25 protein-coding genes and 1 tRNA gene are annotated in these 24,743 nt (G+C 38.3%); 11 read left to right on the forward strand and 15 right to left on the reverse strand.

All coding sequences use genetic code 11. From position 1 onward, the window contains the following. Positions 1-152: 152 nt before the first annotated feature. From H0W64_02745 to H0W64_02755, 3 genes are all read right to left on the reverse strand, one after another. Positions 153-2,600, reverse strand: a complete 2,448-nt coding sequence (locus H0W64_02745) for a hypothetical protein (protein MBA3660622.1) — start codon at positions 2,598-2,600, stop codon at positions 153-155. Positions 2,601-2,798: 198 nt separating this feature from the next. Then, complete coding sequence (locus H0W64_02750; GenBank protein MBA3660623.1) at positions 2,799-3,158, reverse strand: DUF1304 domain-containing protein; 360 nt, start codon at positions 3,156-3,158, stop codon at positions 2,799-2,801. 27 nt (positions 3,159-3,185) lie between these two features. Continuing rightward, the gene (locus tag H0W64_02755) at positions 3,186-3,764 is read right to left on the reverse strand and encodes a hypothetical protein (GenBank protein ID MBA3660624.1); all 579 of its coding nucleotides are present in this window, start codon (positions 3,762-3,764) and stop codon (positions 3,186-3,188) included. Between the two features lie 172 nt (positions 3,765-3,936). Between H0W64_02755 and H0W64_02760 the strand changes: the two genes are divergently transcribed. From H0W64_02760 to H0W64_02785, 6 genes are all read left to right on the forward strand, one after another. Then, positions 3,937-4,161 carry a hypothetical protein gene (locus H0W64_02760; protein MBA3660625.1) on the forward strand — a complete coding sequence of 75 codons (225 nt, stop codon included), beginning with the start codon at positions 3,937-3,939 and terminating at the stop codon, positions 4,159-4,161. Next, the gene (locus tag H0W64_02765) at positions 4,161-5,480 is read left to right on the forward strand and encodes a site-specific integrase (GenBank protein ID MBA3660626.1); all 1,320 of its coding nucleotides are present in this window, start codon (positions 4,161-4,163) and stop codon (positions 5,478-5,480) included. The genes H0W64_02760 and H0W64_02765 overlap by 1 nt, the downstream gene beginning before the upstream one ends. 121 nt (positions 5,481-5,601) lie before the next feature. Beyond that, positions 5,602-7,869, forward strand: coding sequence for a hypothetical protein (locus H0W64_02770; protein MBA3660627.1), 2,268 nt, complete (start codon positions 5,602-5,604; stop codon positions 7,867-7,869). A 10-nt stretch (positions 7,870-7,879) separates the two neighbouring features. Then, on the forward strand, positions 7,880-8,530 hold the full coding sequence (locus H0W64_02775) for a hypothetical protein (protein ID MBA3660628.1): 651 nt from the start codon (positions 7,880-7,882) through the stop codon (positions 8,528-8,530). Between the two features lie 189 nt (positions 8,531-8,719). Continuing rightward, entirely contained in the window at positions 8,720-8,977 is a 258-nt protein-coding gene (locus tag H0W64_02780; protein ID MBA3660629.1) for a hypothetical protein, read from the forward strand. A 98-nt stretch (positions 8,978-9,075) separates the two neighbouring features. Continuing rightward, entirely contained in the window at positions 9,076-9,489 is a 414-nt protein-coding gene (locus H0W64_02785; protein ID MBA3660630.1) for a hypothetical protein, read from the forward strand. A 56-nt stretch (positions 9,490-9,545) separates the two neighbouring features. On the opposite strand, the gene H0W64_02790 is transcribed toward H0W64_02785, so the two are convergent. Continuing rightward, complete coding sequence (locus H0W64_02790; GenBank protein MBA3660631.1) at positions 9,546-10,619, reverse strand: DNA-binding protein; 1,074 nt, start codon at positions 10,617-10,619, stop codon at positions 9,546-9,548. Between the two features lie 177 nt (positions 10,620-10,796). Here H0W64_02790 and H0W64_02795 point away from each other — a divergent pair, with 177 nt between their 5' ends. From H0W64_02795 to H0W64_02805, 3 genes are all read left to right on the forward strand, one after another. Beyond that, entirely contained in the window at positions 10,797-11,810 is a 1,014-nt protein-coding gene (locus H0W64_02795; GenBank protein MBA3660632.1) for a tyrosine-type recombinase/integrase, read from the forward strand. Between the two features lie 233 nt (positions 11,811-12,043). Further along, a complete protein-coding gene (locus tag H0W64_02800) occupies positions 12,044-12,199 on the forward strand; it encodes a hypothetical protein (GenBank protein ID MBA3660633.1) in 156 nt (51 codons plus the stop codon). A 14-nt stretch (positions 12,200-12,213) separates the two neighbouring features. Next, positions 12,214-12,777: a disulfide bond formation protein B gene (locus tag H0W64_02805; protein MBA3660634.1), complete on the forward strand. Its 564-nt coding sequence runs from the start codon at positions 12,214-12,216 to the stop codon at positions 12,775-12,777. A gap of 195 nt (positions 12,778-12,972) precedes the next feature. On the opposite strand, the gene H0W64_02810 is transcribed toward H0W64_02805, so the two are convergent. From H0W64_02810 to H0W64_02825, 4 genes are read right to left on the reverse strand one after another with little or no spacing between them, the layout of a single operon-like run. Continuing rightward, a complete protein-coding gene (locus tag H0W64_02810; protein MBA3660635.1) occupies positions 12,973-13,668 on the reverse strand; it encodes a hypothetical protein in 696 nt (231 codons plus the stop codon). Continuing rightward, positions 13,638-14,327 (reverse strand): hypothetical protein, encoded by a 690-nt coding sequence (locus tag H0W64_02815; GenBank protein MBA3660636.1) that lies wholly within the window; start codon positions 14,325-14,327, stop codon positions 13,638-13,640. Before H0W64_02815 ends, H0W64_02810 begins: the two co-directional genes overlap by 31 nt. Further along, on the reverse strand, positions 14,296-14,466 hold the full coding sequence (locus H0W64_02820; protein ID MBA3660637.1) for a hypothetical protein: 171 nt from the start codon (positions 14,464-14,466) through the stop codon (positions 14,296-14,298). The genes H0W64_02815 and H0W64_02820 overlap by 32 nt, the downstream gene beginning before the upstream one ends. Positions 14,467-14,490: 24 nt before the next feature. Then, complete coding sequence (locus H0W64_02825; protein ID MBA3660638.1) at positions 14,491-14,979, reverse strand: hypothetical protein; 489 nt, start codon at positions 14,977-14,979, stop codon at positions 14,491-14,493. A 195-nt stretch (positions 14,980-15,174) separates the two neighbouring features. Between H0W64_02825 and H0W64_02830 the strand changes: the two genes are divergently transcribed. After that, the gene (locus tag H0W64_02830; protein ID MBA3660639.1) at positions 15,175-15,891 is read left to right on the forward strand and encodes an SDR family oxidoreductase; all 717 of its coding nucleotides are present in this window, start codon (positions 15,175-15,177) and stop codon (positions 15,889-15,891) included. 138 nt (positions 15,892-16,029) lie between these two features. Beyond that, complete coding sequence (locus H0W64_02835; protein MBA3660640.1) at positions 16,030-16,761, forward strand: hypothetical protein; 732 nt, start codon at positions 16,030-16,032, stop codon at positions 16,759-16,761. Positions 16,762-16,863: 102 nt separating this feature from the next. Here H0W64_02835 and rpsA read toward each other — a convergent pair whose 3' ends face one another. From rpsA to H0W64_02870, 7 genes are all read right to left on the reverse strand, one after another. Beyond that, the gene (gene rpsA / locus H0W64_02840) at positions 16,864-18,639 is read right to left on the reverse strand and encodes a 30S ribosomal protein S1 (GenBank protein MBA3660641.1); all 1,776 of its coding nucleotides are present in this window, start codon (positions 18,637-18,639) and stop codon (positions 16,864-16,866) included. Positions 18,640-18,692: 53 nt separating this feature from the next. Beyond that, complete coding sequence (gene cmk, locus H0W64_02845; GenBank protein MBA3660642.1) at positions 18,693-19,427, reverse strand: (d)CMP kinase; 735 nt, start codon at positions 19,425-19,427, stop codon at positions 18,693-18,695. Further along, positions 19,424-21,970, reverse strand: coding sequence for a DNA gyrase subunit A (gyrA, locus tag H0W64_02850; GenBank protein MBA3660643.1), 2,547 nt, complete (start codon positions 21,968-21,970; stop codon positions 19,424-19,426). The genes cmk and gyrA overlap by 4 nt, the downstream gene beginning before the upstream one ends. Before the next feature lie 171 nt (positions 21,971-22,141). Continuing rightward, entirely contained in the window at positions 22,142-23,806 is a 1,665-nt protein-coding gene (locus H0W64_02855) for an AMP-binding protein (GenBank protein MBA3660644.1), read from the reverse strand. A gap of 40 nt (positions 23,807-23,846) precedes the next feature. After that, positions 23,847-23,920 (reverse strand) — tRNA-Pro (locus H0W64_02860). 125 nt (positions 23,921-24,045) lie between these two features. Further along, positions 24,046-24,462, reverse strand: a complete 417-nt coding sequence (locus H0W64_02865; protein MBA3660645.1) for a MerR family transcriptional regulator — start codon at positions 24,460-24,462, stop codon at positions 24,046-24,048. Beyond that, positions 24,413-24,742 (reverse strand): integration host factor subunit alpha, encoded by a 330-nt coding sequence (locus H0W64_02870; protein MBA3660646.1) that lies wholly within the window; start codon positions 24,740-24,742, stop codon positions 24,413-24,415. The genes H0W64_02865 and H0W64_02870 overlap by 50 nt, the downstream gene beginning before the upstream one ends. Position 24,743 lies beyond the last annotated feature (1 nt).

The following is a 24,743-nucleotide window of genomic DNA, read 5'->3' on the forward strand; positions in this document are numbered from 1 at the left end:
AGCAATAGTCTTGGGCCAAAGAAGACGCATTCTAACACTTACGGGAGAAAAATACATAGAATTTGCTATTAATTTATTCGTTTAATTAAGAAAAGAATGAGCGTCGATTTGACGCTCAATACGTTAAATAGAAGGATTCAATAGCCCTGATTTTAGGGGCTATTTGCTTCCGTCTTTCCAGGATTTCTAAATGAAGATGAAGAACGCAATTTTTTCTCAGCGTGACTGTCTTGAAAAGTGCTTGAAGTAAGCGTGCTTCCACTTCTCACAAAAAGTTTAAAATTATCAGGACCATCAACATCCTTAGATTTACTTTTCTGAAGGTGTGAGTGGTTTTTTTGGTCTTTTGGTTTTGATCTAAACCAACTAAATAATGATTTATTTTTCTTTACTTCTTTTTGCATTAAATCAACTGGTTTTGAATTATTGTTATTATTATCACTTAATAAAATAAGGTCACCACCTTGTTTGGTGTTAGGTTTATCAAAATTACCTGAAAAGCGAATCTTACTAGGCTTTCTTTGTAAATCTTTAGAGTAATCCTCAGCATCGCTTTTCAATGTTTCAAGGTTCACACCCGTTGCATTCATTTTGGATTGACTGGTAGCTCTTGATAAGGAACCATTTTGTCGCGCACTTGCCGTTCTGGATAATGTTGGTTGATTAGCACGTGGAAGGCTTTCTAACATATCATCTCTAGTGGATGTATCCGCATTAAACTTCTTCATTGACAGGGTCCTCTCAACAACTACCGGCGGTAAAGTTGGACGTAAGGGTGAAGTTGCCGGTCCAGATGCAGAAGATTGCAAATTTCTATTTACTGATGAAGACTTCTTTTTTTGATTTGAATACTGCTTAGCTTGGGCATAAACAACATCCATAATTTTAGCAATTTGGTTATATTCTTGTGATTCTTCAACAGTCCTAAAATGAAGTTTAACTTCATTTCCCTTTGAATCTAAAGCTTTACCTCGAACCTCTTCCACATACATGTCAAGATCGGATGCGTCATAGTGAGTGATTTCTTTTTTGGGTGCGGCTTTAACTTTAATAATAGTTCTTTCCATGATCAGCTCATTTAAGCTGCGCATGACGTTTGGCGGAGTGTTTAGATTGTATCGGGCAGCGGCTTTTTGTTGTATATCATATATTTTTTTGGAATCCCGAACAAATAAAAGCTCAACATTTATCTCCTGATTTTCTTTTGAAAAAATAAAGTCTCTAGAAAGTAGGTTTATCAAAGGAATGTAATGCGTGTCTGCACTAATGCGTTGATGATAATTTTTAAAATTTTGTGTAGGTGATAATGTTTCATTAATTTCTTCTAAGGAAGCACACGATTTTTCATGTAAGCAATTATAGTTAGATCCAAATAGTGGAATTAAACAATTACTGTTAAATACATTTAGTAAAGTTATCGCGCCAAAATAATTTTTATTTTTATAGCAATGATCTAAGACCATAGCCCATCTATTTAAAATTAAAAGACGTTTGTTTAAATGGGGCTCAGAAAGTATGTTTACCGTAGCGAACTGGATTAAGTCATTGTAATAATCCGTCGTCTTTTGGAAGGAAGGACTGGTTGCATTCATTTTTTTCAATTGTTTCTTACGTAAAATTAATATTACTATTTCTTCAATTAGCTTTACTAATAAAGCGGGGTCATCCTGATTACAGCATAGGAGAACTTCATCAGTTAAAGCAGTTGGAATTAATTTATTAAAGCTTGCTGTAACTTTGGCATATCGCTGGGGGGTTTTATCATCCAGTAAATTAAATAGCAAGATCTGTAAATCAGTCTGACTATAGTCGGAAAGATTTTCATTCTTTGGTATTAATTTGTCCTCAATAAATTGCTGAGTCAGCTGTAAAAAAGTTGGATGACTATAGCACGCCATCGTATCCAAAGTGAGGGTTCCCTCTCGTCTAGCGCTTAGAATTAATTGTAATTGTTCTAGCTCGATTGAATTTTCTTTGGGGGAATCAGGTAAAAAATGTCCTTGGTAAAGGCTACTCGCAAGCAGCGCCTTAATTGATCGACGAAATTTTTCTTCGGCGTTCAGAAGAGGATCACAAGTAATTTGTAATATCTGTATTATTTCTTTTTGAGTTGCCGACCGGGGTATATTTTTTTTAGAAAATAACATTTTATTTTTTTCGGGTAAAAGCTGAAATAGATCTATCACTGCAAAATGTTTTATTTCATCTAATGTTTTACCGTGGTAGGCCTCAAGCATGATTTGAAATAAAGCTATTAATTCTAAATCGCTTTGTGCGTGTTGTTCGTTTTCGATATTAACAAACAAGGTTGCCATTCTTGCATTTAAAAGTTCACTATAAATATTAATGGCCTGGACGTATAGTTTTATAATTTCGTTTCTATTTTTTTCTGATGAATTAATTATCAAAGTTTCTAATTCACTAAACCAAGTATCTGATGGGCCGATACCGTTAAGATATTCTCTTAAAATTTGAACTTTTTGGGCCTCTGATATAGTCTCGTCCTGGTGGAGATCGCCCAATAATTCCTTTTCTGCTGCCAGGAACATGTCTTTTACAGGGTTTGAGCCATTAGGAACATTATTGTTGTTACTTAACATATTTAGGAACCTTCAATAACTAAGTGTTGCAACTACGATATAACAGTTACATTAATTAAATATTAATAGATAAAGGAAAAGGATAGTGAGTGTTAAGCTAATAATAAATAGCAAACTTTAGGCATGTCTAAAAAAGAATTTATTAAATTAGAATTAAAGAAAAGGTCGTTAAACTTATTGGAGCGTAAAAATGACACCTTAAGTCATGCTCAAGCTTAGCAAGGCAAGAATAAATGCTGCGGGTAGTGCTTGAATAATGAATATTCTCACGCTAACAGTGAACCCACCAAAAATACCCGCAAGTAAAACACAAGTTAAAAAGAAAAATTTTAAATGTAACCCTTCCAGCGGATTAGCAACTAAACTCCATAACAAACCTGCCGTTAAAAATAAATTATAAAGGCCTTGATTAGCTGCGAGCGGTGCAGAGCGCTTAGCAAAGGCTTGATCGAGTTTAAAGATTTTTAATCCTAAGGGTTTTTGCCATAAAAATACTTCTAAAATAAAAAACCACAGATGCAGTAGTGCTATTAAGAAAATACCACTATTTAAAATCATTTTTGCTCTCTCCTATATATATTGTCATTAAAGTCCTAAGCGTTGATCACCATTGACTTTCAAAGTACTAGATTGGGTCACAATGTTACCTAGCAAACTTGCAACTTTTGAATTATAAGCCTTAGTGCCATATTTATTAGTTTGATGTAGTTTAGCTCTTTCAACTAATTCAGCTAAACTTTTTGAGCTTAAAAGGTTTTCTAAAATCTCTTTTGCAGCATTTCTTGAGGTTAAAGTAGGACTGAACAATCGAGAGAGATTGGATTTTTTTAAAGTGTTAATCTCACTCTCGATCACTTTTAGCTCAGAAGCTAGCGATACTTTGAAATCCTGAAGGAGATCCGCTTGTATTTTATGGTCACGGAGGCGTTTACTTTCCTCAATGGCTTTTCTAGCTTCATGACGCGCCTTAATAGCTTCGAATTGTTTTAATTGTTCATATTTTTGATGATTTGTGGGTTTTGTACCGAGATGCGAGAAATAGTGATAAGTATCTGTGGTCAAGTTTTTAGTTTCATCGGCGATGAAATTGCTGCCATTTTTAACAGTCGTCGTGACATCATTTTTTACTTTGGTTATTAATTTACCTGCTACCCAGCTGAACATAAATTCTCCTCTCAACTGTTATTTGGGATTGAAACGGAAGATGTAAATGTATTTTTTTTATTAAGATAGATTTAAAAAAATATACTTCAGATTTACGCCTTCAGCAATATCATTTCATAATTTTAATCAGTTATAATATGAAGGTTATGACCCTTACAAAGAAGATTGGCACATGGAATTGAAAAAAACTTTACTCTTCTTTTTTTTCTTGCTTGCCCCCCACGTAGCTTTCGCCGAATATGATGCTAAGTGTTTAGCGGAGTGTTTTGGCACGGGACATGATTGTTATTTTTGCAATTACATTTGTTATCATGACTATTATACTCGGCCCGTTAAACCTTATCCTTATCCTGAGCAGCGGCCCTGTGATCTCGAAAATTTAGGACGCTTATATTAATGGCATCGCCTAAACTATCGCCCCGCCCTTTTTTTGATACGTTAGAAAATTTGGTAGAACAATATCGCGCTTGTGTTGCTACTTCACCGCAAAGCGTTATTACTGCTTGGTTAACCCATTGTTGTGTTGAATCAGATATTTTAATGCCTGATTTTGCTGTACGAGATTATCAACAGGTTTTAAATTTTCTGTATAGCTATCGCGGCAGCATGGATACTTTTAATGCTTATCGACGGGAATTAGAACGTTTGATCCAGTGGTGTTGGTTTATTCAGTATAAATCCCTATTAGAAATGAAACGAGCGGATGTAGAAGCATTTATTGAGTTTAGTCAAAAACCTCCAACGACTTGGATTGGCACTAAAACAGTTGCAAAATTTATTGATTTCCAAGGCTTGCGGCAAGTCAATTTGGAATGGCGTCCTTTTATTGTGAAAGTATCAAAAAAATCATTTCAAGAAGGCGCGCGCGCGAAACGACGTGACTATCAATTATCTTCAGAAGGAATAAGGCAAATATTTGCAATTTTAAGCAGTTTTTATAATTACTTATTACAAGAAGAGCAAATCGAATATAACCCCATTTTACAGATACGGCAAAAAAGTAAATTTATTCGTAAAAACCAAACGCTTCCTACGGTTAGACGTCTTTCAGTTCTGCAATGGGAAGCCGTAATTCAAACTGCAACGGATCTTGCAGATCGTAACCCGCTTCTTCACGAGCGAACCTTATTTATCATTCAAACACTTTATTCTATGTATTTACGTATATCAGAACTCTCTGCGAGCACGCGTTGGGTGCCGCTCATGAGCCATTTTTTCCGGGACGCAAATGGTGACTGGTGGTTTAAAACCGTGGGTAAAGGTAACAAAATGCGACAAATTGCAGTCAGCCCTGGCATGCTGCAAGCACTAAAGCGATGGCGTAACTATCTGCAATTACCGCCCTTTCCTTCACCTGATGAACATATCCCGCTCATCCCAAAGAATAGAGGCAAGGGTCCGATTAGTAGTACCCGAGCATTACGTATCATTGTTCAGATTTGTTTTGATCAAGCGATAACTAAACTTCGGCGTGAAGGAAAAGCCGAGGAAGCCGATATTTTACTTTCTGTGACGGTACATTGGTTGCGACACACCGGTATTTCAGATGATGTAAAAATTCGTCCCCGGGAACATGTCAGAGATGATGCTGGACATAGTTCCAGTGCTATTACTGATCGTTATATCGATGTTGAACTGAAAGAACGCGCTGATACGGCAAAGAAAAAAGGTATGGCCAAGCCTACCTCTACGATCCGCGAGGTCCCTACTACGTAATCAACTAATTAATGTATAAATCTATTTGCAATATGCTATTATTTTTTCTTTCAATCTTTCCTCACTTTGTATTTCAATCACCCATTCAGGGTCGAGTCTTTTTTAAAAGGAGATTTTCAGCATGAAAAAGACAGGGATCGTTTTACTCAGTTTTATATTATTTTGGTTCAGTACACCTATTTCATGGGCGGATTCAAATCAAACTCTTAAAGCCTTTTCTTCACCCGCTGTTAAATTTACTTTGAATCACGAAATTCTAACCATGACTAATACTGGCCGTGAAAATATTAATCTAGCGAATGCAACTTTATCTTTTTACTATGCAGGGGAAATCCGTGCAGTAATGAGTAAAGCGTTTAAGTCTACTCCTACCCTGAAAAAACAAAATTTTGCTTTCCAACCTCACAGCGAAGGAAACTTTTATTCATTGTATTTAAAGGAGATAGATCCTGCAGTATTAACCCCGCAGGCTTCAGTACAATTAAAATTTGCAACAGACCGGCGCGATACTCTGCATGGTATCCAATTAAATACGATTGCGCGGGTGCCCGTTCCGGTTAAAGTAACGCAAGAAAATGTGAATTGGGTTCAAACTATTTCGATCTGCAATAATACTACAAAAGCAATTCCGCTTAAGGATATTGAATTTACCTTTAACTATGCCATCGCCATGCCGACCAATATCTGGGGTCAACCCTGGGTTAGTTGGCGCCTTGCAAGTCAACAAGGAACGCAAGTTACTTTGTTAGGTGGAACAACGTGGACGCCTGATCTTCAGCCCGATCCAAATTGCAGCAAGCCTTTGACCATTCAATTTAACGCTTCGCCAAGTAGCCCAAGCCCAGTTGGGCCTTTTGTCTTTAAAGCTGAAGGTGGAACGCCGGTTGAAATGGGAAGTTTGACGGTCAAATTGCCAGCGGCTCCCAAAGCAGGACTTAATAATCCTACAGTTACAGTGCAAGGCATGGGAATTAACACGCAACAAATCGTTACTTGGGGTGGACAATGGCAACTTAATAACTTAGCTCCCGGTTCCTACACCGTGAGCGCTTCTGCTGTCGACAATGGCTCTGATTTTTTTCATGCAGCGCCCCTAACGGTTACGGTTATTGCCCAAGCGACTTCGCAAGCACTTTTACAATATACTGCGGTACCAAGTGGCAATGTAACAATCACCCTGACTAATTCACCACAGAGCACCGTACCGGTCACATTCGCTGGTAACAAATATAACTTCCAAAAAAATATGAGTTCAGGGGTTGCAATTAACTTACCTAACGATACTTATAAAGTAACTAGTGTGATTCCAGGCTTTACTGCAACAATTACCCCTAATCCACTCATTGTTCCAAGTAACACCACGCTCAACATTGCATATCAGTCGACTACTGTGATTACAACGCCACGTTTTGTCGGTTACTTTCAATCGTGGTCTCCTGATTCACAAACTGCAGATGGCACCAAAACCAATCTTGCTAATCTACCTGAATATGTCAATGTGGTTAATCTTGCGTTTATAAAACCAGATGCCATTTATACGAAAGGTAGTTTAAGTTTAGCGAACACTGGCTTGCAATTTAATTATAGTGGTACGGTTTTAAAGCAAGCGATCACATCATTACATCAACGTCATCCTGCTACAAAAATATTGGTTGCAATTGGGGGCGCAAGTTACTTGAAATGGGATAGTTTAAATGCGAAAGCGATTGCGGATTTCGTTGGCGATTTTGGTTTAGATGGCGTTGATATTGATTATGAGCCTTCAGTAACGGGATGCGCAGTTGGAACAGATAATCGTATTCATTGTCAGATCGATGCGGCCTTTGAAGGTTTTGTGAAATCCTTAAGAACCCTGTTGCCCCGTCCTTTTTGGGTTACGGTAACGGGTTATAGTGTTGCAGCCTATGGTGAAGACCAATGGAAAACTGCGCTACCGCAAAGTCAATTCACCGGTATGATGCTACCTCTATTCCGCTCTGCTACTTCGAGAGATATTGATTTGGTTAATATTATGTCTTATGACGCGGGAACCACATATGACCCCGTTCAAGCATTAAATGCTTATGCCAATTACTTCACGGGTCAAATCAGTATGGGTGTTGAAGTTCCCCCCGAGGCTTGGGGTGGCAATGTAACAACACTTTGTAGAGTGATACAACTAAGCGAAGCAGTAAAAGCTAAAGCGACAGCGCGTAACGTATCTCCCGCTATGATGTTATGGTCATTGCAAAAAGCGGTCGTTGGAACACCTACGCCCGGTAATCCGAGTGCGCAAATGATGGCGACAACGATTTGCACTTATTTAGGATTAATTAATTGCAATCAGCCCCTGCTTATTAATGGTAATCCTTTAGCGTCAGCGTCAATATTAAAATTAAATTGTCAGTAAAACTCTTAAAATGCTGGCGGAATTCCCGCCAGCATTTGGTATTAATGTTATGACACTCATCCTTAGTTTAACTTATGATACAAGCTATATTTTCTTTCTTAGTCTTTTTAACCGATTTAAACAAGGCGGATTTATTGATCAAGTAGGTAGAGAAGCTGAACCAAAAAAAATAGGGAACGCTTCAATTTTTTATTCTGTTCTTTCCCACTCGGCAATTTTTGCTTACGTTCATACACCACATTCATCCAAACAATATCAACCCTTTCTTTCTTATTGCATTGAAAATCTTTTATCAGAAGTGCGCTCAGATAAGTTGGTTGCGTTTATCAATTCAGAACTACAGGTAGAACAACAATACGATATTGTATTGGCCATTGCGCTATACTTAAAATCTTATGAATTCAGCAGTGCTAACGATAAATCTAAACAATTGCAGCGGTTAATCCACTTCATACCACAGATCGTGTCAATCCTCTACAGGTGGGAAAAAACGCTTGCGATTTTGCCCAGTGATGGTGCGAAATTATTTATGGAAATTTTAAACCATACTAGTAATCAAAATTTATTAAGCATCATAGACAATTCCGAGCAATTAGAACAAATTTTTAAATGTTTTCATTTTCTTACCGAAAAGGAACAAAGTAAATTAAATTCCTATTAGACCATGGTGCAAATCCTAATATTCCAAATTTTAGCGGTGCTACCCCATTTATCATTGCTGCTAATCGCGGGCTGCTCGCGATCTGGCAGATGGCATTGACACGCTCTTAACCGCCAGTAAAAATTGCCCAAAAACTGTCTTCGAATTTCGTGCATTAATTAAAGCAGCGGGCTTAAAGATTGAAACTACGTGGTTGCTAATCATGGATATCACAATCCCAAAGAGGGTAGCTTTAGCTTTTTTGAAATAGTCTCAGGAAAATTAAATTCAAACACAATTCAAAGGGGTGATTTTTTCTGTGGCCATTTTACTACAGTCAACGAAAACGATGAGCTAACAGCTGATCAGCGCTTGTCAACCAAGCTGCTGGTTGAGGCCTTTGCTTGGGATGTGGATAAAGAATTATTTAATTTTTATGATCAGCGGACGCAGATCATGCATGGCTAACTGCTGTTAAAGCAACCTATGATTATATAGCCATTGATCATCTCATCAAAGTCGGCATCATTGATGAAGAATTTGCCAGTCATGTTTTGAGTATTGATATGACTACTAACCCTGTTTTTTCATCGGCAAGATGTAATTTGCTAAAATATATTCCTAATACCTGGACAAGTCATTGGCAGAACGAATTTATTCAGCACCTTAAATTTGCTAACAATGGCCCCGCTAAAGAATTATTAACTCACCTCACAAATCCATCACACACCCTTTCATATCAGCAACATAAAGCGGCAAAGTTTTTAATGCAATGTCGTGACAAATTAAAAAGTGTAGCCAACGTTGAAAAAATGTTTTTACTACTGGCCCAACGTCGTGAGGAAATTAAATCTTCTGAAAGATCGAAAAATCCCTTCGGTCAAATTCTTGAACCAGGTTTTCGGGTTATTTTTCCAGAAACTGATATAACATCTGTCCCAGGTAAATTGATGTTAACGGATGCTTGTGAAGTTAAATGAGAAATAACCCGGATTGAACAATGAAGTAAAATCCGGGTGGGGAAAGCATTCATTCGCTATTTAGGACGTCCCGCAGCGATGGTCTGAAATGCAGTAAGTTGCCCTTGAAGTTGCGCTTTCTCTTGGATCAGTTTTAATTTTTCCTGAGTCAACGTTTCGGTTTTATTTTTTAATGAATTTGACTCTATCTTTATACTTTCATGACGTTCTGTAAGCATATAAATTTGACTTTGCAGTTGGTTGGCCGAATCTCTAAATTCCTCAAGTTTCTTTTCTGATGCATTGTATTGCTCTTGGAGAACGGTTAACGAATGAGTTGTTTTATCTAATTCTTTTTGAACTGCTGAACACTGTTGACCCACCTGCTCTAACTTTTTGACTAAGCCATCATGTATTATTTGTAAATGATTTTTTTCGTTTCTTTCATTTTCAATAAGATTTTGTAGATTTATATTCTTATCTCTTAACGCATTGCATTCCTGTTGTATAGTTTTAATGGTTCCCTCAGCGGTTTGAATTTGTTGACGGTAACGTTCTTCGTCTTGAGCTTTCTGAGTACGCGTTGCTTCACGAAAGTGCTCCAAATTTTCTTGAGCAATTTTATGTAAACGTCCTAATTCAGTAATGCGAATTTGCTTCTCTTCTACTTGATCTACTAAGGCTGAATTAGTTGCTGCAATGGATGCAATTTCTTTTTGGTGCTGAGTAACGATTTTTTCCAGCTCGCTTTTGGTTTGAGTCAACGCGTCTCTTTCCTGGCAAACCTCATGATATTGTTTGCGGGATTGCTTATTTTCATGGTCTAGCTGCTCCGCTGCGGCCTGAAGGTCCGCAATCGTAACGTCAGCAGTTTGTTGGATGGCAGCGATAGCGTCCTCAGCATGCCCCAATACGCGTTGCCATAATCCTTTCATCAGCGCTATTAATTCTTCCGGTAGATTTTCCTTGGAAGCAAGTAGGCTAATGTTGGATTGGTTTTCTTTCCACTCTCGCACATGGTTAGCAATCGTAGTGCTGCTTCCCGTGCCTAGGATTAAGCGGATTTGTTCAATGGTGGGATTTTTTCCTTGCCCGATAAGTTGGTTTGCAGCTTCTGCAACGTCATTAAAAGTTACGCCTGGACGAGCCATACTTAATTTCCTTATTTATACTTAATTACGTAATACATAATTTAACGTTATTAGTATCTATATACAATGATTATATTAATTATTTAATATTTCGATAAGTAACCTTATCGATAATTTGATAAATTAATGTTACGATTCTTTTCGTAATAAAAGCCTTAAAGATGGAATTAATAATTTATGGAAAATTTAAAAAATTTGGTTATTCTTGAAACTGAACCTAGCCTACTACCTAAATCGGGTGTCGCAAAATCCGTAAGTATTCCGCCTTTATCAACGGATACTTATATCAGTGCGGCAACCAGTGAAAATACGCGTAAGGCTTATCGCAGTGACATTCGTCATTTTGAAGCATGGCAGGGGCGATTGCCCGCCACGACTGAAATGATCATGCGCTATTTACAAGATTACGCAGCGACGTTAAACCCACGGACTCTTTCCCGTCGTATTATTGCTCTGCGGAATTGGCATGCCTACCAGGGATTTCCAGACCCTACCAATCACCCTTCTATCGTAAAAATGCTGAAAGGTATTCTTCGTTTTCATGGCAAACCAAAGCAAAAAGCGCGCCCATTAATACCTTCTGAACTTGCCCAAATTATTAAATATTTAAGTCGATTTAAAACGCCCGTGGCAGTGCGCGACAAAGCGCTTCTATTGGTTGGTTTTTTTGGTGCATTGAGACGCAGTGAATTAATTGCCATTTGTTTTGAAGCTATAAAATGGGAAAAAAGTGGCATAGAAATTCTATTGCCTGTTTCCAAAACTGACCAAATTCATACTGGTCAGTATTGTGCGATCCCTATAGGTCCCGAAAATCTTTGCCCTGTTAAAGCTTTAGAAGAGTGGCTCGCTTTAATGAATATTACCAAGGGGCCAATATTTAGAAGAGTTACAGCAAACGGTACATTAGGACAGGATGCTTTGAGTCCTTTATCGGTTAACCATATTATTAAAATTCGCGCGCAAGCAGCTGGCATTGAAAAGGCCAATCAATTTAGTAGCCATAGCCTGAGAAGAGGCCTTGCAACGAGTGCTGCAAGAGCAGGCTCACCACTTCAAGCCATTATGCGCGCGGGACGATGGAAACAAACAAATACTGTCATGGAATATATCGAAGCAAGTGAGCGTTTTAGCGATAATGCAGCTTCAAATGTGATGGAAAAATGGGTAGATAAGGGCACAGACTCTTAATGATGTTTTCCGTTAAAATTGTAAGGGATTAAGTACACTTTAATTTCTTAAGATTTAAGTAAGTAACTTATAGGAAAGATTAACCCCGTCACTAATCAATAATGACTTATTATGACGGGCTTTAAAGTTTATTTGCAGGGGTGTGACTGTCGCAGCAATCACCGTAAACTCCATTTACAAATTAATTCTAGTCGGTCAATATGATGAATAACAGATAAAAAGGATTATTCTGTATGATTCCTTTAATTTTCCTCATGTTATTTTGCGCAATTTTAGCTGCTTTTTTTGATGCGCGTCGTTACAGCTTAATTTTTTTTATCGTAAGTTATATTCTTTCTACCTTTTGGTTTATGCATCACACGACACAAACAATCGGCTTATCCCTCTAGGAAGGAATTGCGTAATGAAAATTAAATTTGAATTTTTATTTAATATAATTGAAGTGGGTGCAATAGGAATGATTCTTCTTCTAGCCTTAACTTTCCAACTTTATTTAAAAGAATTACCCTGCCCGCTTTGCTTACTGCAACGTGTAGGTTTTGTCATGATGATATATGGCCTTTTACTTAATTTAAAATATGGTTACCGGCCCAGTCATTATTCAATTGTTTTAATCAGTGGTTTGTTTACAGCCTCTGTTGCGCTAAGACAAGTGGCTTTGCACATTATTCCTGGTACAGGTTCCTACGGCAGCCCGGTTTTTGGTCTGCATTTATATACTTGGTCATTCATTATTTCTATGACGATTGTTTTTGTAACGAGCCTTATGTTGGCTTTAGATCGACAATATTACCAAACAACCGATGCTTCATTTTTACATCGTGGTATTACCGGGTTAATTTTTTTAATCATTGGTCTGATTGTTATGGGAAATTTCGTCACTACGCTACTCGAGTGTGGCCTTACCGCTTGTCCCGATAATCCTACCGTTTATAAATTACTAACTTCAACCCTCAAATTTTTATAAACATCAAATGATGACACAAATAAAATATTCTGGTTCATTAATAAATATGTAAAATTTACTAACTTAATTGCTTAGCGGCAACGGGAGATAGAATAATTATATCCCGATAATCGTTACCCCTTTAACATGATTTCGAGATGCTGGTGGATAACTCCTGGTTATGCAAGAAAATTAATCATAAGTATCAGCGCAATCCTAATGATCAGAAAAAAAACTATCCAGTAATTCTTGACGTGCTGTATGAATTGCTAATTTCAATGATTCGGCAACATTAGGATAATTAGGTGGTTGGTCCCACGTTCCATTAATTGGCATGGTAATGGCAGTTTGCTGACGCCACATAACGGTTTTATCCTTACCGTTAATTAATTCACCCGTCATGACGCAATAGGATTTGGGAGCGGAAGTTGGGATGATGGAATAATAATTGCGTTGTACGCCAAGCGCCGTTAATTTAATAATAAGTAGCTGATCGCCATTTAGGCTAGTGACAAAGTCGTTATACTTTTTTGCCTCTAATTCTAAATTTTGATCCGTATGGGGCTTAGATAAGATGTTTCGTGCTTTTAACTTGGCAGTAAAATTTTCTGGTAACGCGTAATACCAAGTTAAATCATTTCTTTCTAAATATTTATTTAGCTTCCGATTCATTGTTCTATTGATTGCATAATCTAATAATCCTTGATTGCCAACTTGATAGACTTGCGGAATGGGAGCTTTAGTTATTGCAACAATGACCTTCCTGTCTTTCTTTTTCCAAAATTCATTGGTCAGTTGAACGTTTTTAGGTGCACTTATGCAGGCTGTTAATAATAAAAATCCTAGGATTAAAAAAAGACAGCGCGAAAGTTTATGAAAGATTATCTGTGTCGTTTGTTTTGAATTTGCCATTGTTCAATCCCATTTATTATTTTTTGTAATAATTTATGTGAAACATCTTTTTGTTGTGCTTTAAAATCACCAATGTATTTTTCATCGCTCCCATCATTGTTTTGCACAAAGTAAGAGCGTTTAAAAAGGGATTTTTTTCCCATTAAAATTTCCAATTCAACCGTTAATACAATTTGATGAGAGTATGGAATAACGCGTGTTGATTTAAAAAAGATACTGATGATGATGGACCGAGATGATAAAGAATTTGGGTTAGTTGTTATTTCTGTACTATGAAAAACATTATTTTGATTTAAAATGGTTTTCAAAGAAGTAATGAAGACAGCTTGTTGAGCTTTACCGAAAGAATATGAAAATTTGCCTGGATTTCTTTTTCTTTGTTCTGTGTCAATGGCTTGTACAATCAAAGCACTCAAAAGATCAGAGTTAACTGGAATATATTGGGCTTCAGTTGTTGTATGTAGAATACCTGGTTTCCAATATAGATAAGACTTTTCTGGAACATGGAAATTAATAGGTTGATTATATTCTAGAGGGCCCATAATTTGCTCTGCCATCGGCGAACAGGCTGTTACTAATAAAATCAGTAACCCACCTCCAATTAAGCTTGCTAATTTAATTACTAAGTTAAACAATGGGACTGCTAATTTCTTCTTCAAAAGATTGATCCACAATTAATTGTTTTTGTTCTAATGCTAACTGCTTCCAAGTTGGTTCAGGAATACCACGAAAGTTTCGTTCGTAAGCGCAACCACTTACTAACAATACAAAAAATGAGATTAATACATTTTTAATCATGAATTAATTCACCTTCATTAATCCTTAAACATTGGTTTGATCATGTATTATTCGAGTTCTGGCACCATACATGATGAGCACGGGTTGGTTGATTGCAAATTGAAGTCCCGAAGATTGAACGATAGAAATCATTTGATTATTATCGAGCTTAATGATGTATTCATAACCTTGATGATGTTGTACCCTTTTTTCCACAGCGTTTCCGGTTACGCCGCCAACAATAGCGCCGCCTACTGCACCGATGATTGCGGTTTGCACGTTATGTCCAATCATTGAGCCAGCTGCAGCACCAGCGGTTACACCTGCGACGCCGCCTACATTACTGTTATTATCAATGCTAACCAATCGCTTGGAAACAACAACTCCTTTTTTAACCCGACTTACCACGCCGACTTCTGAGCCTTCATAAGTATCAGGAGAAATATTTTGCGCGCAACCGAAGAGGCCCGAAAAGAGTGATAAAAGTAGGATAAAACCTAAGGGAGATAGACTTTGGATTAATTTAAAATTCATAATGACTTAACACTCCTCTTGGACCTTCATTCTTAACTTAAATTTTAAACGGCATGGTATGCTTTTTTTGAGAGATTCTCTAGCGTTAAAGTAGATTATACCCCCATAACAGGATTGATTATTGCCTTTTAATGCCAAGTCTATGTAGCAATTCAAGACATTCCAACTTATCCTAAGTGAATAGGAGGGAGAATGATGGAGAAGAAATCGCTTGTTGTTATCACGGGTGCGAGCCAAGGGATTGGCAAAGCTTTAGCTCTTTCTTTTGCAAAAGAAGGTCACCCTCTACTGTTAATATCTCGTCAAATGCAACCTTTGCCCGACCTTAATCAACATAATGTGATGTATGAACAAGTCGATGTCATCGATTTCAATGCTTTGAAAAATTCAATCAATAGAGCGGAAGAAACTTATGGTAAAACTGAATGTTTAATTAATAATGCAGGTTTTATGAATGTAGGCGAATTCCGAGATTTGCCCATTGAAAAGTGCGCTTATGAATTTGATGTGCTGGTAAAAGGTGTGATGAATGGAATTAAGTGTGTCCTTCCCGACATGTCAGCAAGAAAAACAGGAACGATTATAAATATTAGTTCCATAGATGATCGTCGCGTCAATGAACAAACTGTCGTTTATGATGCGAGTAAACATGCAGTTCGCATTCTTGCAGAGGCGCTTCAAAAGGCTGAGGCAAAAAATGGTATAAGAGTCATGAATATTGCTCCTGGATTGATAAGAACCAATATTCATGAAAAAATGGGGATTAGTTTTGAAAAGTATGCTGAAATTTTAGGTAACCCTGACTTTATTGAGCCTCACGAATTAGCTGAAATCATAATGTTTTGTTATAAATTACCGCAGCGAATTTGTATTCGGGATATTGTTATCATGCCCACAAATTGTTCTTATTAACGGGTGGCGCACTTTTTGATTGCCTCAATTAATCTTTGTAAGGCAATGCAATGTAATTAAGGTTTAAACAACTCGACATTTTTAAAATCATTGCGTGCACTCATTACTTTTCATTAAAAAATATGTTAGTGAATTTACTTGAACTTCAATCAATTACTAAATGATGGATTTGCCTTTTTAAAACTGAATAATTACGCAGCTCTAGCAAGCTTACAAAATTTAGTTAAGCAATTTTTACAATTCGAACCAACCCATTGGCATCTCCACGTTAATTCTCAAGATAAACATCATCAATTAATTGTTGAGCTTAGCAATCGCATTGCTGAAAGTAATGGTCTTCTTCACCTTACGCGTGAACATCTTCCTATCCTTATAGAGCTCTGCGGTCCTGATATTGATGTGCAGAAGGTTCCTGATTTAAGAATTACACGACCATTGCAAAAAAAAGATATCGTCAATTGGCATCGCGATACTTTTTATGAGGGATCACCATGGCAATTAAATCTTTGGCTACCCATCTTTGAGTTGTCTAAAGGCGCCGGGTTACTTTTAATTCCAGGGTCTCATCGCCTGCCTTCATTGAATATAAGAAAAAACCTCAACACTCAACATCCTAGCGATATGGTAGATGATGCCATCTCGGACATTAAGCTTGAGCAAGTACAACTTATAACACCAAGTGTAGGAGAGGCTGTTCTATTTTTTGGTTGCGCTATTCATCGAGCGGTCAACATATCAAAAGATACACGTCTAAGTATAGATATCAGATTTCGCAGCGCCCAAATTTCTGATCGTGAAAATGAATTTTATCGGCCACTTTGTCGCGGCTTAATGGGAACATGTGTAAGTGATTTTCTGCAAAATGATTGAGAGTGAACAGTAGGAAGGTTAATTATTTATTAGCATGATGAACTAAGGTGGAAATATAAAAGAATAGCCGAGTTAATGATTAACTCGGCTATCAGATAGAACTTACTTTGTCTCTTCTTCCCTGTCTTCATTATTATTAATATTTTTGAATAAATCCCCAAGAGTGGTTTTCAAGGGTGATGAATCTGAGGATTTTTTCTTCTTAACAGTTGTTGAAGAACTTGAAGCTGCTTTAGCAGTTTTTACTGATTTTTTAGCAGTAGGAGCTGCGGCTTTACTACTGGTCGCTGTACTACCAGTTGTGGCTTCTTTTGTTTTGAGAGAAAGATTGATTGCATGGATCTTACGATCTGTGCCGACAACTTTAGCCTCCACAGAATCGCCCACTTGGTATTTAGTGCGGACATCATCTATTTTTTCCGCGGCAATTTCTGCGCCACGAAGCACACCACGAATACCACTTTCCAGTTCCAGGATCGCTTGTTTTTGATCAACTTCAATAACTTGACCAACTACAACAGAGCCTTTTTCATGTGCGGCTAAATAATTTGCTAATGGATCTTCAGCTAATTGTTTCAAGCCCAATGCAATTCTTTCGCGCTCAACATCAATAGCTAAGATGATAGCTTCAAGTTCATCACCTTTCTGATATTTACGTAATGTTTCTTGGGCATCAACTTCGCTCCAAGCAATGTCAGAAAGATAAATTAAACCATCAATACCGCCTTCTAATTCAAGGAAAATACCAAAGTCAGTGATTGATTTAATTTTGCCTTTTACATGCTCGCTCTTCTGATGATTTTCAGCAAAAGCAGCCCATGGATTAGAAGTACATTGTTTAATGCCTAATGAAATGCGACGACGCTCAGCATCGACATCAAGAACCATAACATCAACTTCTTCACTTAAGTGAATAACTTTATTTGGATTAACGTTTTTATTGGTCCAATCCATTTCGGATACGTGAACTAAACCTTCAATTCCTTCTTCGATTTCAACAAAGCAGCCGTAATCGGTAATGTTGGTAACACGTCCAGAAATCTTTGCACCAACCGGATAACGCTGGCTAATATCTAACCAAGGATCACCGCCTAATTGTTTTAAGCCAAGTGACACACGAACATTTTCTCTGTCGATTTTCAATACTTTAACTTTGATTTCATCGCCAATATTTAAAATTTCACTTGGATGCTTAATACGCTTCCAAGACATATCAGTAATGTGAAGCAAGCCATCAACGCCACCTAAATCAATAAATGCGCCGTAATCGGTGAGATTTTTAACCACACCTTTAACTTCATCACCTTCATTAATATTTTCAAGAACCGCGGCACGTTCAACATTGCTTTCGGCTTCAAGAACAGCGCGACGAGAAACAACAATATTATTACGCTTTGGATCCACTTTAATGACTTTAAATTCGAATTCTTTACCTTCAAATGCTTCTGGATCGCGGATTGGTTTAACATCCACTAAAGAGCCAGGCAAGAAAGCGCGTACTTTGCTAATTTCAACAGTGAAGCCACCTTTTACGCGACCCACGATGACACCACGAATAGTTTCTTTTGCTTCGTATGCTTTTTCGAGATGAGACCAGGATTCTAGTCGTTTGGCTCGTTCACGCGATAAGCGTGTGCTACCAAATCCATCTTCCAATACTTCTAGCGCAACTTTGACTTCATCCCCTACTTTAATTTCGATTTTGCCACTTTCATCGTAAAATTGTTCGGTAGGTATATAAGATTCGGATTTTAAGCCAGCATCGACAATGACGTATTTGTCATCAATATGCTCTACGGTTGCGTTAATAATAGCGCCGGGAAGCATCGGCGTATCTGTTAGACTTTGTTCAAATAATTGAGCAAAAGATTCACTCATGGTTTGTTTCACTCGTTAACCCCAAAAAACTCAAAAACGGTAAATTCATAATCTTACTCTGCTACTACTTGGTCGTACTCAATCCTTTGGTAAGTAGTAACAGGAAAGGCCTTTTTTCGTTTGATCTCAAATAGAATACGTTCAACAACTTGTGCAACCGTTAAACCATCCGTATTAATGCAAACAGCATCTTCGGCGGGTCGTAGTGGCGCAATAACTCGTTCTTGATCGCGTTTGTCACGCTCACGTAGTTCCAAAATGAGGTCGCCTAGGGTAACACTAATGCCCAGTTCCTTCAACTGGTTATAGCGTCTAAGGCCACGCTCTTCGGCACTTGCTAAAAGGAAGAATTTAATTTCTGCATCCGGGAAAACTACCGTCCCCATGTCGCGGCCGTCCGCCACCAAGCCCGGAGCTTCACGAAAAACACGTTGGCGACTTAAAAGAGATGCACGAACCGCAGGTAATGCACCAATGACAGAAGCAACATTTCCCATGTGTTCCGTGCGAATAGTTTTGGTGACGTCTTCACCTTCGAGAATGATGCGGGGTAAATTATTTTCTTGGGCAATGAATTGAACATCAAGGTGCTCTGCTAAAACTTCTAAAGCTTTTTCATTATCTAAGGCTACCCCATGAGTTTGCGCAGCTAGGGCTAACACCCGATATAAAGCACCGCTATCTAAAAATTTCCATCCTAATCGCTTTGCCAATAACTGACTTACAGTTCCTTTTCCTGTACCGCTCGCCCCGTCAATCGTAATGACGGGGTCTCTCTGATGGATCATCCGTTTTCTTCTCCTTTGATATTGGCAATACGCTCAAGGCTAACGAGTTGCTCACTATCACCCAGTTGAATAAGTTTAACGCCTTGGGTATTTCGGCCAATGACTGAAATTTCAGCAACCGGAACACGAACCAATGTTCCCTTATTACTGATTAGCATCACTTCATCTTCTTGATTTACCTGGAGCGCACCAACCACTTGACCATTTCGCTCGTTAACATGGATAGAAATAACACCCTGACCGCCACGGCCGCTTAACCGGTATTCTTCTAAAGCAGTACGTTTTCCAAAGCCATTCTCAGTCGCGGTTAAGATATCACCTTCACGAGAAACAATGAGAGACACAACCTTTTGATCAGGTTGAAGTTTAACGCCGCGTACGCCTGCAGCTTGTCGACCCATGCGTCGCACTTTGGTTTCAGAAAACCGTACTACTTTTCCTGTATTAGTAAACAGCATCAAATCATGGGTGCCATCAGTTATATCTGCTTGTACTAAACAGTCATTTTCTTGTAGTGCAATTGCAATAATGCCAGAAGCTCGTGGACGCGAAAAATCGCTAAGCGAAACTTTTTTCACTAAACCTAACGAGGTTGCCATGACTACAAATTGATTTTGTAAATATTCTCTTACCGGTAAGAAGGCATTTACTTTTTCACCTTCTACTAAAGGTAAGATATTAACAATGGGTCGACCGCGAGCTGTGCGATTAGCTTGAGGGAGTTGATACACTTTAAGCCAATATACTTTTCCGAGGCTGGTAAAGCATAGAACAGTATCATGTGTTCGTGCTGCGATGAGATATTCGACAAAATCTTCTTCCTTCATGGTCGTTGAAGATTTTCCACGACCACCACGATGTTGGGCTTGATACACGGTTTGAAGTTGTGTTTTAACATAACCTTCATGCGAAAGTGTAACGACAACTTCTTCATCTGGAATGAGATCTTCCATAAGCATAACACCTTCATCACTATCAATGATTTGGGTGCGCCGTTCATCGCCAAAATCGCTTTTAATTAATAATAAATCTTCACGAATGACATGCATCAAAGAAGCTGGATTTTCCAAAATTTCAGCAAGTTTTGCGATTAATTCTTTAAGCGTTTGATGTTCAGAAACTATTTTATCTTGTTCAAGTCCTGTCAATCGATGCAGACGCATGTCAAGAATAGCTTGAGCTTGTTCAGGCGATAAACGGTAGCTTTCTCCTGATAAACCATAAAGCTGAGTGCGATGCGTTACTGAATTTTGTTCACCCGCACGCGTCAGGATTTCAACTGTTTTAGCTACAGGCCATGCTTGACCCATTAATAGCGTTTTAGCTTCACTTGAATCTCTAGCTTGTTTGATTAGCGTAATCATTGGATCAATATTCGTTAAAGCAACCGCTAAACCTTCTAAAATATGAACGCGATCTTGAGCTTTTTTAAGCTCAAAAACCGTGCGTCTTGTTACCACTTCACGACGATGGCGGATGAAAGCTTCAAGGAATTCTTTAAGGTTAAGTATTTTTGGCTGCCCATCTGCCAAAGCCACCATGTTGAGGCCAAAGACAGTTTGGAGTTGGGTATGAACAAATAAATTATTTAAAATAACGTCTGTATTTTCGCCCCGACGAAGCTCAACAACAACTCTCATTCCTTGCTTATCAGACTCATCACGTAATGCTGAAATGCCTTCAATTTTTTTATCTTTAACAAGTTCGGCAATTCGTTCTACTAAACGTGCTTTGTTGACTTGGTAAGGAAGCTCGGTAACGATGATGCGTTCTTTGCTTGTTTTTTCGTCAATTTCAATGTGAGTTTTAGCCCGAACCACTGCCCTGCCGCGACCGGTATGATAAGCTTCACGAATACCATTCCTGCCTTGAATCATGGCGGCTGTTGGAAAATCGGGGCCAGGAATAAATTCCATAAGCTCATTAATAGTCGTTTCAGGATTATCGATGAGTGCCACACAGGCATTAATGACTTCAGTCAGGTTGTGAGGCGGGATGTTAGTCGCCATCCCAACTGCAATACCTGAAGAACCATTAATTAGAAGGTTGGGCACTCGAGTGGGAAGTACGGAAGGGATCATTTCCGTTTCATCATAATTCGCTACAAAATCGACGGTTTCTTTTTCGATATCGGCTAATAAAGCATGCGCAATACGAGACATTCTGATTTCAGTGTAACGCATGGCCGCAGCTGCATCGCCATCAACTGATCCGAAATTCCCTTGACCATCAACCAGTAGATATCGTAGAGAGAAAGGTTGGGCCATACGAACAATCGTATCGTAAACCGCTGTATCGCTGTGAGGGTGATACTTACCGATAACGTCACCGACGATGCGCGCAGATTTTTTATAAGGCTTGTTGTAATCATTGCCCAATTCATGCATAGCAAACAATACCCTTCGATGGACGGGTTTCAAGCCATCCCTGACATCAGGTAAAGCCCGCCCAATAATGACGCTCATTGCATAGGCAAGATAGGATTTTTTTAGCTCACTTTCGACGCTAATTTTCTGAATTTCTTTTGCAACTGAATTATCCATAGGAGTGTTTTTTAGGTGGCTTAAAAAGGCGAAATTATAGCATGTTTGATGAAGAGATGACAGGAATAAGGTGACAAAAAATAATGCTTGCGAAGATTTTCTAAGTGCAGAATCTGGCAACCTACCTTGAGTAGGCTTCTACAATTTAGTCAGAACCAACTCGCCAAGGCATTACTTCTTGTCACGGAGGGCGCGACGTAAAATTTTCCCTACATTTGTTTTGGGTAGCTCATCACGAAATTCAATTTGCTTTGGAACTTTGTACGGTGTCAAATATTGTCTTGCATATTGAAGAATAGAAGCTTCGGTCAACTGAGGATCATCTTTGACAATAAAAGCTTTAACGGTTTCACCTGAATTTTCATTAGGCACGCCAACAACTGCTACTTCCCTGATGCCGGGTACTTTCATTAATACATCTTCAATTTCATTTGGATAGACATTAAAACCTGAAACCAGAATCATATCTTTTTTGCGTTCTAACAAACGTACAAAACCTTGTGCGTTTATTTCAGCGATATCACCGGTAAGAAGCCAGTCATCATGAAAGACTCGCTTAGTTTCTGCTTCATTTTGCCAATATCCCCGCATAACCTGTGGACCACGCACAGCGATTTCACCAGGAGTGTTAAGTCCGACTTCATTCCCCTCTTCGTCAAAAAGACTAATTTCTGTGGATGAAACGGGTAAACCAATCGTTCCATTGTAGGTGGTAATCGTGGTTGGATTGATGGTTACGCAAGGAGACGTTTCGGTTAATCCGTACGCTTCTAAAATATGACATCGTGTTACATTTTGCCATTTTTCAGCTACAACTTTCTGTACAGACATCCCCCCACCTAGAGTCAATCGTAATGCACTGAAGTCAACTTCGGGAAACGCACTATTTTTTAACAAAGCATTAAATAAAGTATTAACACCCGTTATCACAGTAAATTTGAATTTCTTTAAATCCTTAATCATGCTTTTTATATCACGAGGATTAGTAATTAAAACATTTAAGCCACCAATCTTAGAGAAAAAAAGACAGTTCGCAGTTAAAGAGAAAATATGGTACATCGGCAATGCGGTAATAATAATATCTTTACCTTCAGTAATTAATGAGCCGAACCACGCATCCGCTTGTTGTATATTAGCAATCAAATTACGATGGGTTAAAATTGCGCCTTTCGAGATCCCAGTCGTCCCTCCAGTATATTGTAAAAAAGCAATATCACTGTTGGTGATGGGCACAGGATTGACCTGTAATTTCTTCCCCAGCTCCAAAGCTTTTTTAAAGTGAATGGTATGAGGAATGGACCAAGCTGGTATTTGTTTGTAAATATACTTTAAAACAAAATTGATAATGAAAGATTTTGCAAAAGGAAAAAGATCACCGATTTTGGTAATAATAATATTTTTAATGTTAGGGGTCTTAATTCGTGCTTTTTCCACGGTATGAGCAAAATTTTCTAAAACTAAAATAGTTGTTGCGCCGGAATTATCCAACTGAAATGCTAATTCTTCAGCTGTGTAGAGCGGGTTAACATTGACAACAACGAGACCTATTGATAACGCTCCGAACAATGCGATGGGATATTGAAGAACATTCGGAAGCATGATCGCAAACCGATCACCTTTTTTTAATTTTAATTCTTGTTGGAGATAAGCTGCGAAGTCATTAGCTTTCTCTTCAAGTTCTTTATAAGTTAGTGTAACACCCATATTATAGAAAGCAGGCCGTGAGGCATGTTTGTGACAACTTTCTTTGAAAATTTCTATTAGAGATTGATAAGCATCTGGATCAATTTCACTTGGCACTTGCGGCGGATAACTTTTTAACCAAATCTTTTCCACGCTTAATTCCTTGCGCTATAGTTTCTAAATCAAACATTAATCGGGACGGCCGGATTTGAACCGGCGACCACTTGCGCCCCATGCAAGTACGCTACCAGGCTGCGCCACGCCCCGAAAAGATCTGAAGAAAAAGCTGAGGCAAAATTTTCAATTGCGGAAGGGATCTTACACTCAAAGCCTTTCAATGATCAATGATTCGATTAATAGATTTAAAATTTTTAACTATAAAACAGGTGAAGTTATGAGAAAGAAGTTTTAATTTCGAGATTGTCTAAAACTGTTTCAAGTTCAGAAATAATCTTTTTAACCATCGCATCAAGTTTCACAGACTGACTAGCGGGATCACTTGTGTTCGAAAGCTGGGCGCGTGCACCCTCAATAGTAAAGCCGTCTTCATAAAGTAATTTTTTAATTTGACGAACAAGTAGAATATCTTGCGCTTGATAGTAGCGACGATTGCCGCGACGTTTAACTGGTCTTAACTGGGTAAATTCTTGTTCCCAATACCGTAAAACATAGGTCTTAACCGCGCAAAGTTGTCCGACTTCGCTAATGGTAAAATAGCGTTTATCAGGAATAGCCGGCAAATCTTGATCGCAATTTTTTTTACGCTTCACCTTGCTCAACGGGCGTTCCTTGATTTTCTTTCCCTGCATATTTTTCTACACGTGCTTTAAGCTTTTGTCCAGTATGAAAAGTTACAACACGACGTGCTGTGACTGGAACTTCTTCACCGGTACGGGGATTTCTCCCTGGACGTTCTTTTTTATCGTGTAAAGTAAAATTACCATAACCTGATAATTTGACTTGTTTCCCAGAAATTAAAGCATCGCTGATATATTGAAAAAACAACTCGACAATTTCTTTTGCTTCTCGGTTAGTTAAACCAATTTCTTCATCTAAGTGTTTCGCAAGATCCGCTTTGGTTAGCGTCATA

It is taken from the genome of Gammaproteobacteria bacterium, from assembly GCA_013816845.1.
In the GTDB taxonomy this organism is placed as follows: domain Bacteria; phylum Pseudomonadota; class Gammaproteobacteria; order DSM-16500; family DSM-16500; genus Aquicella.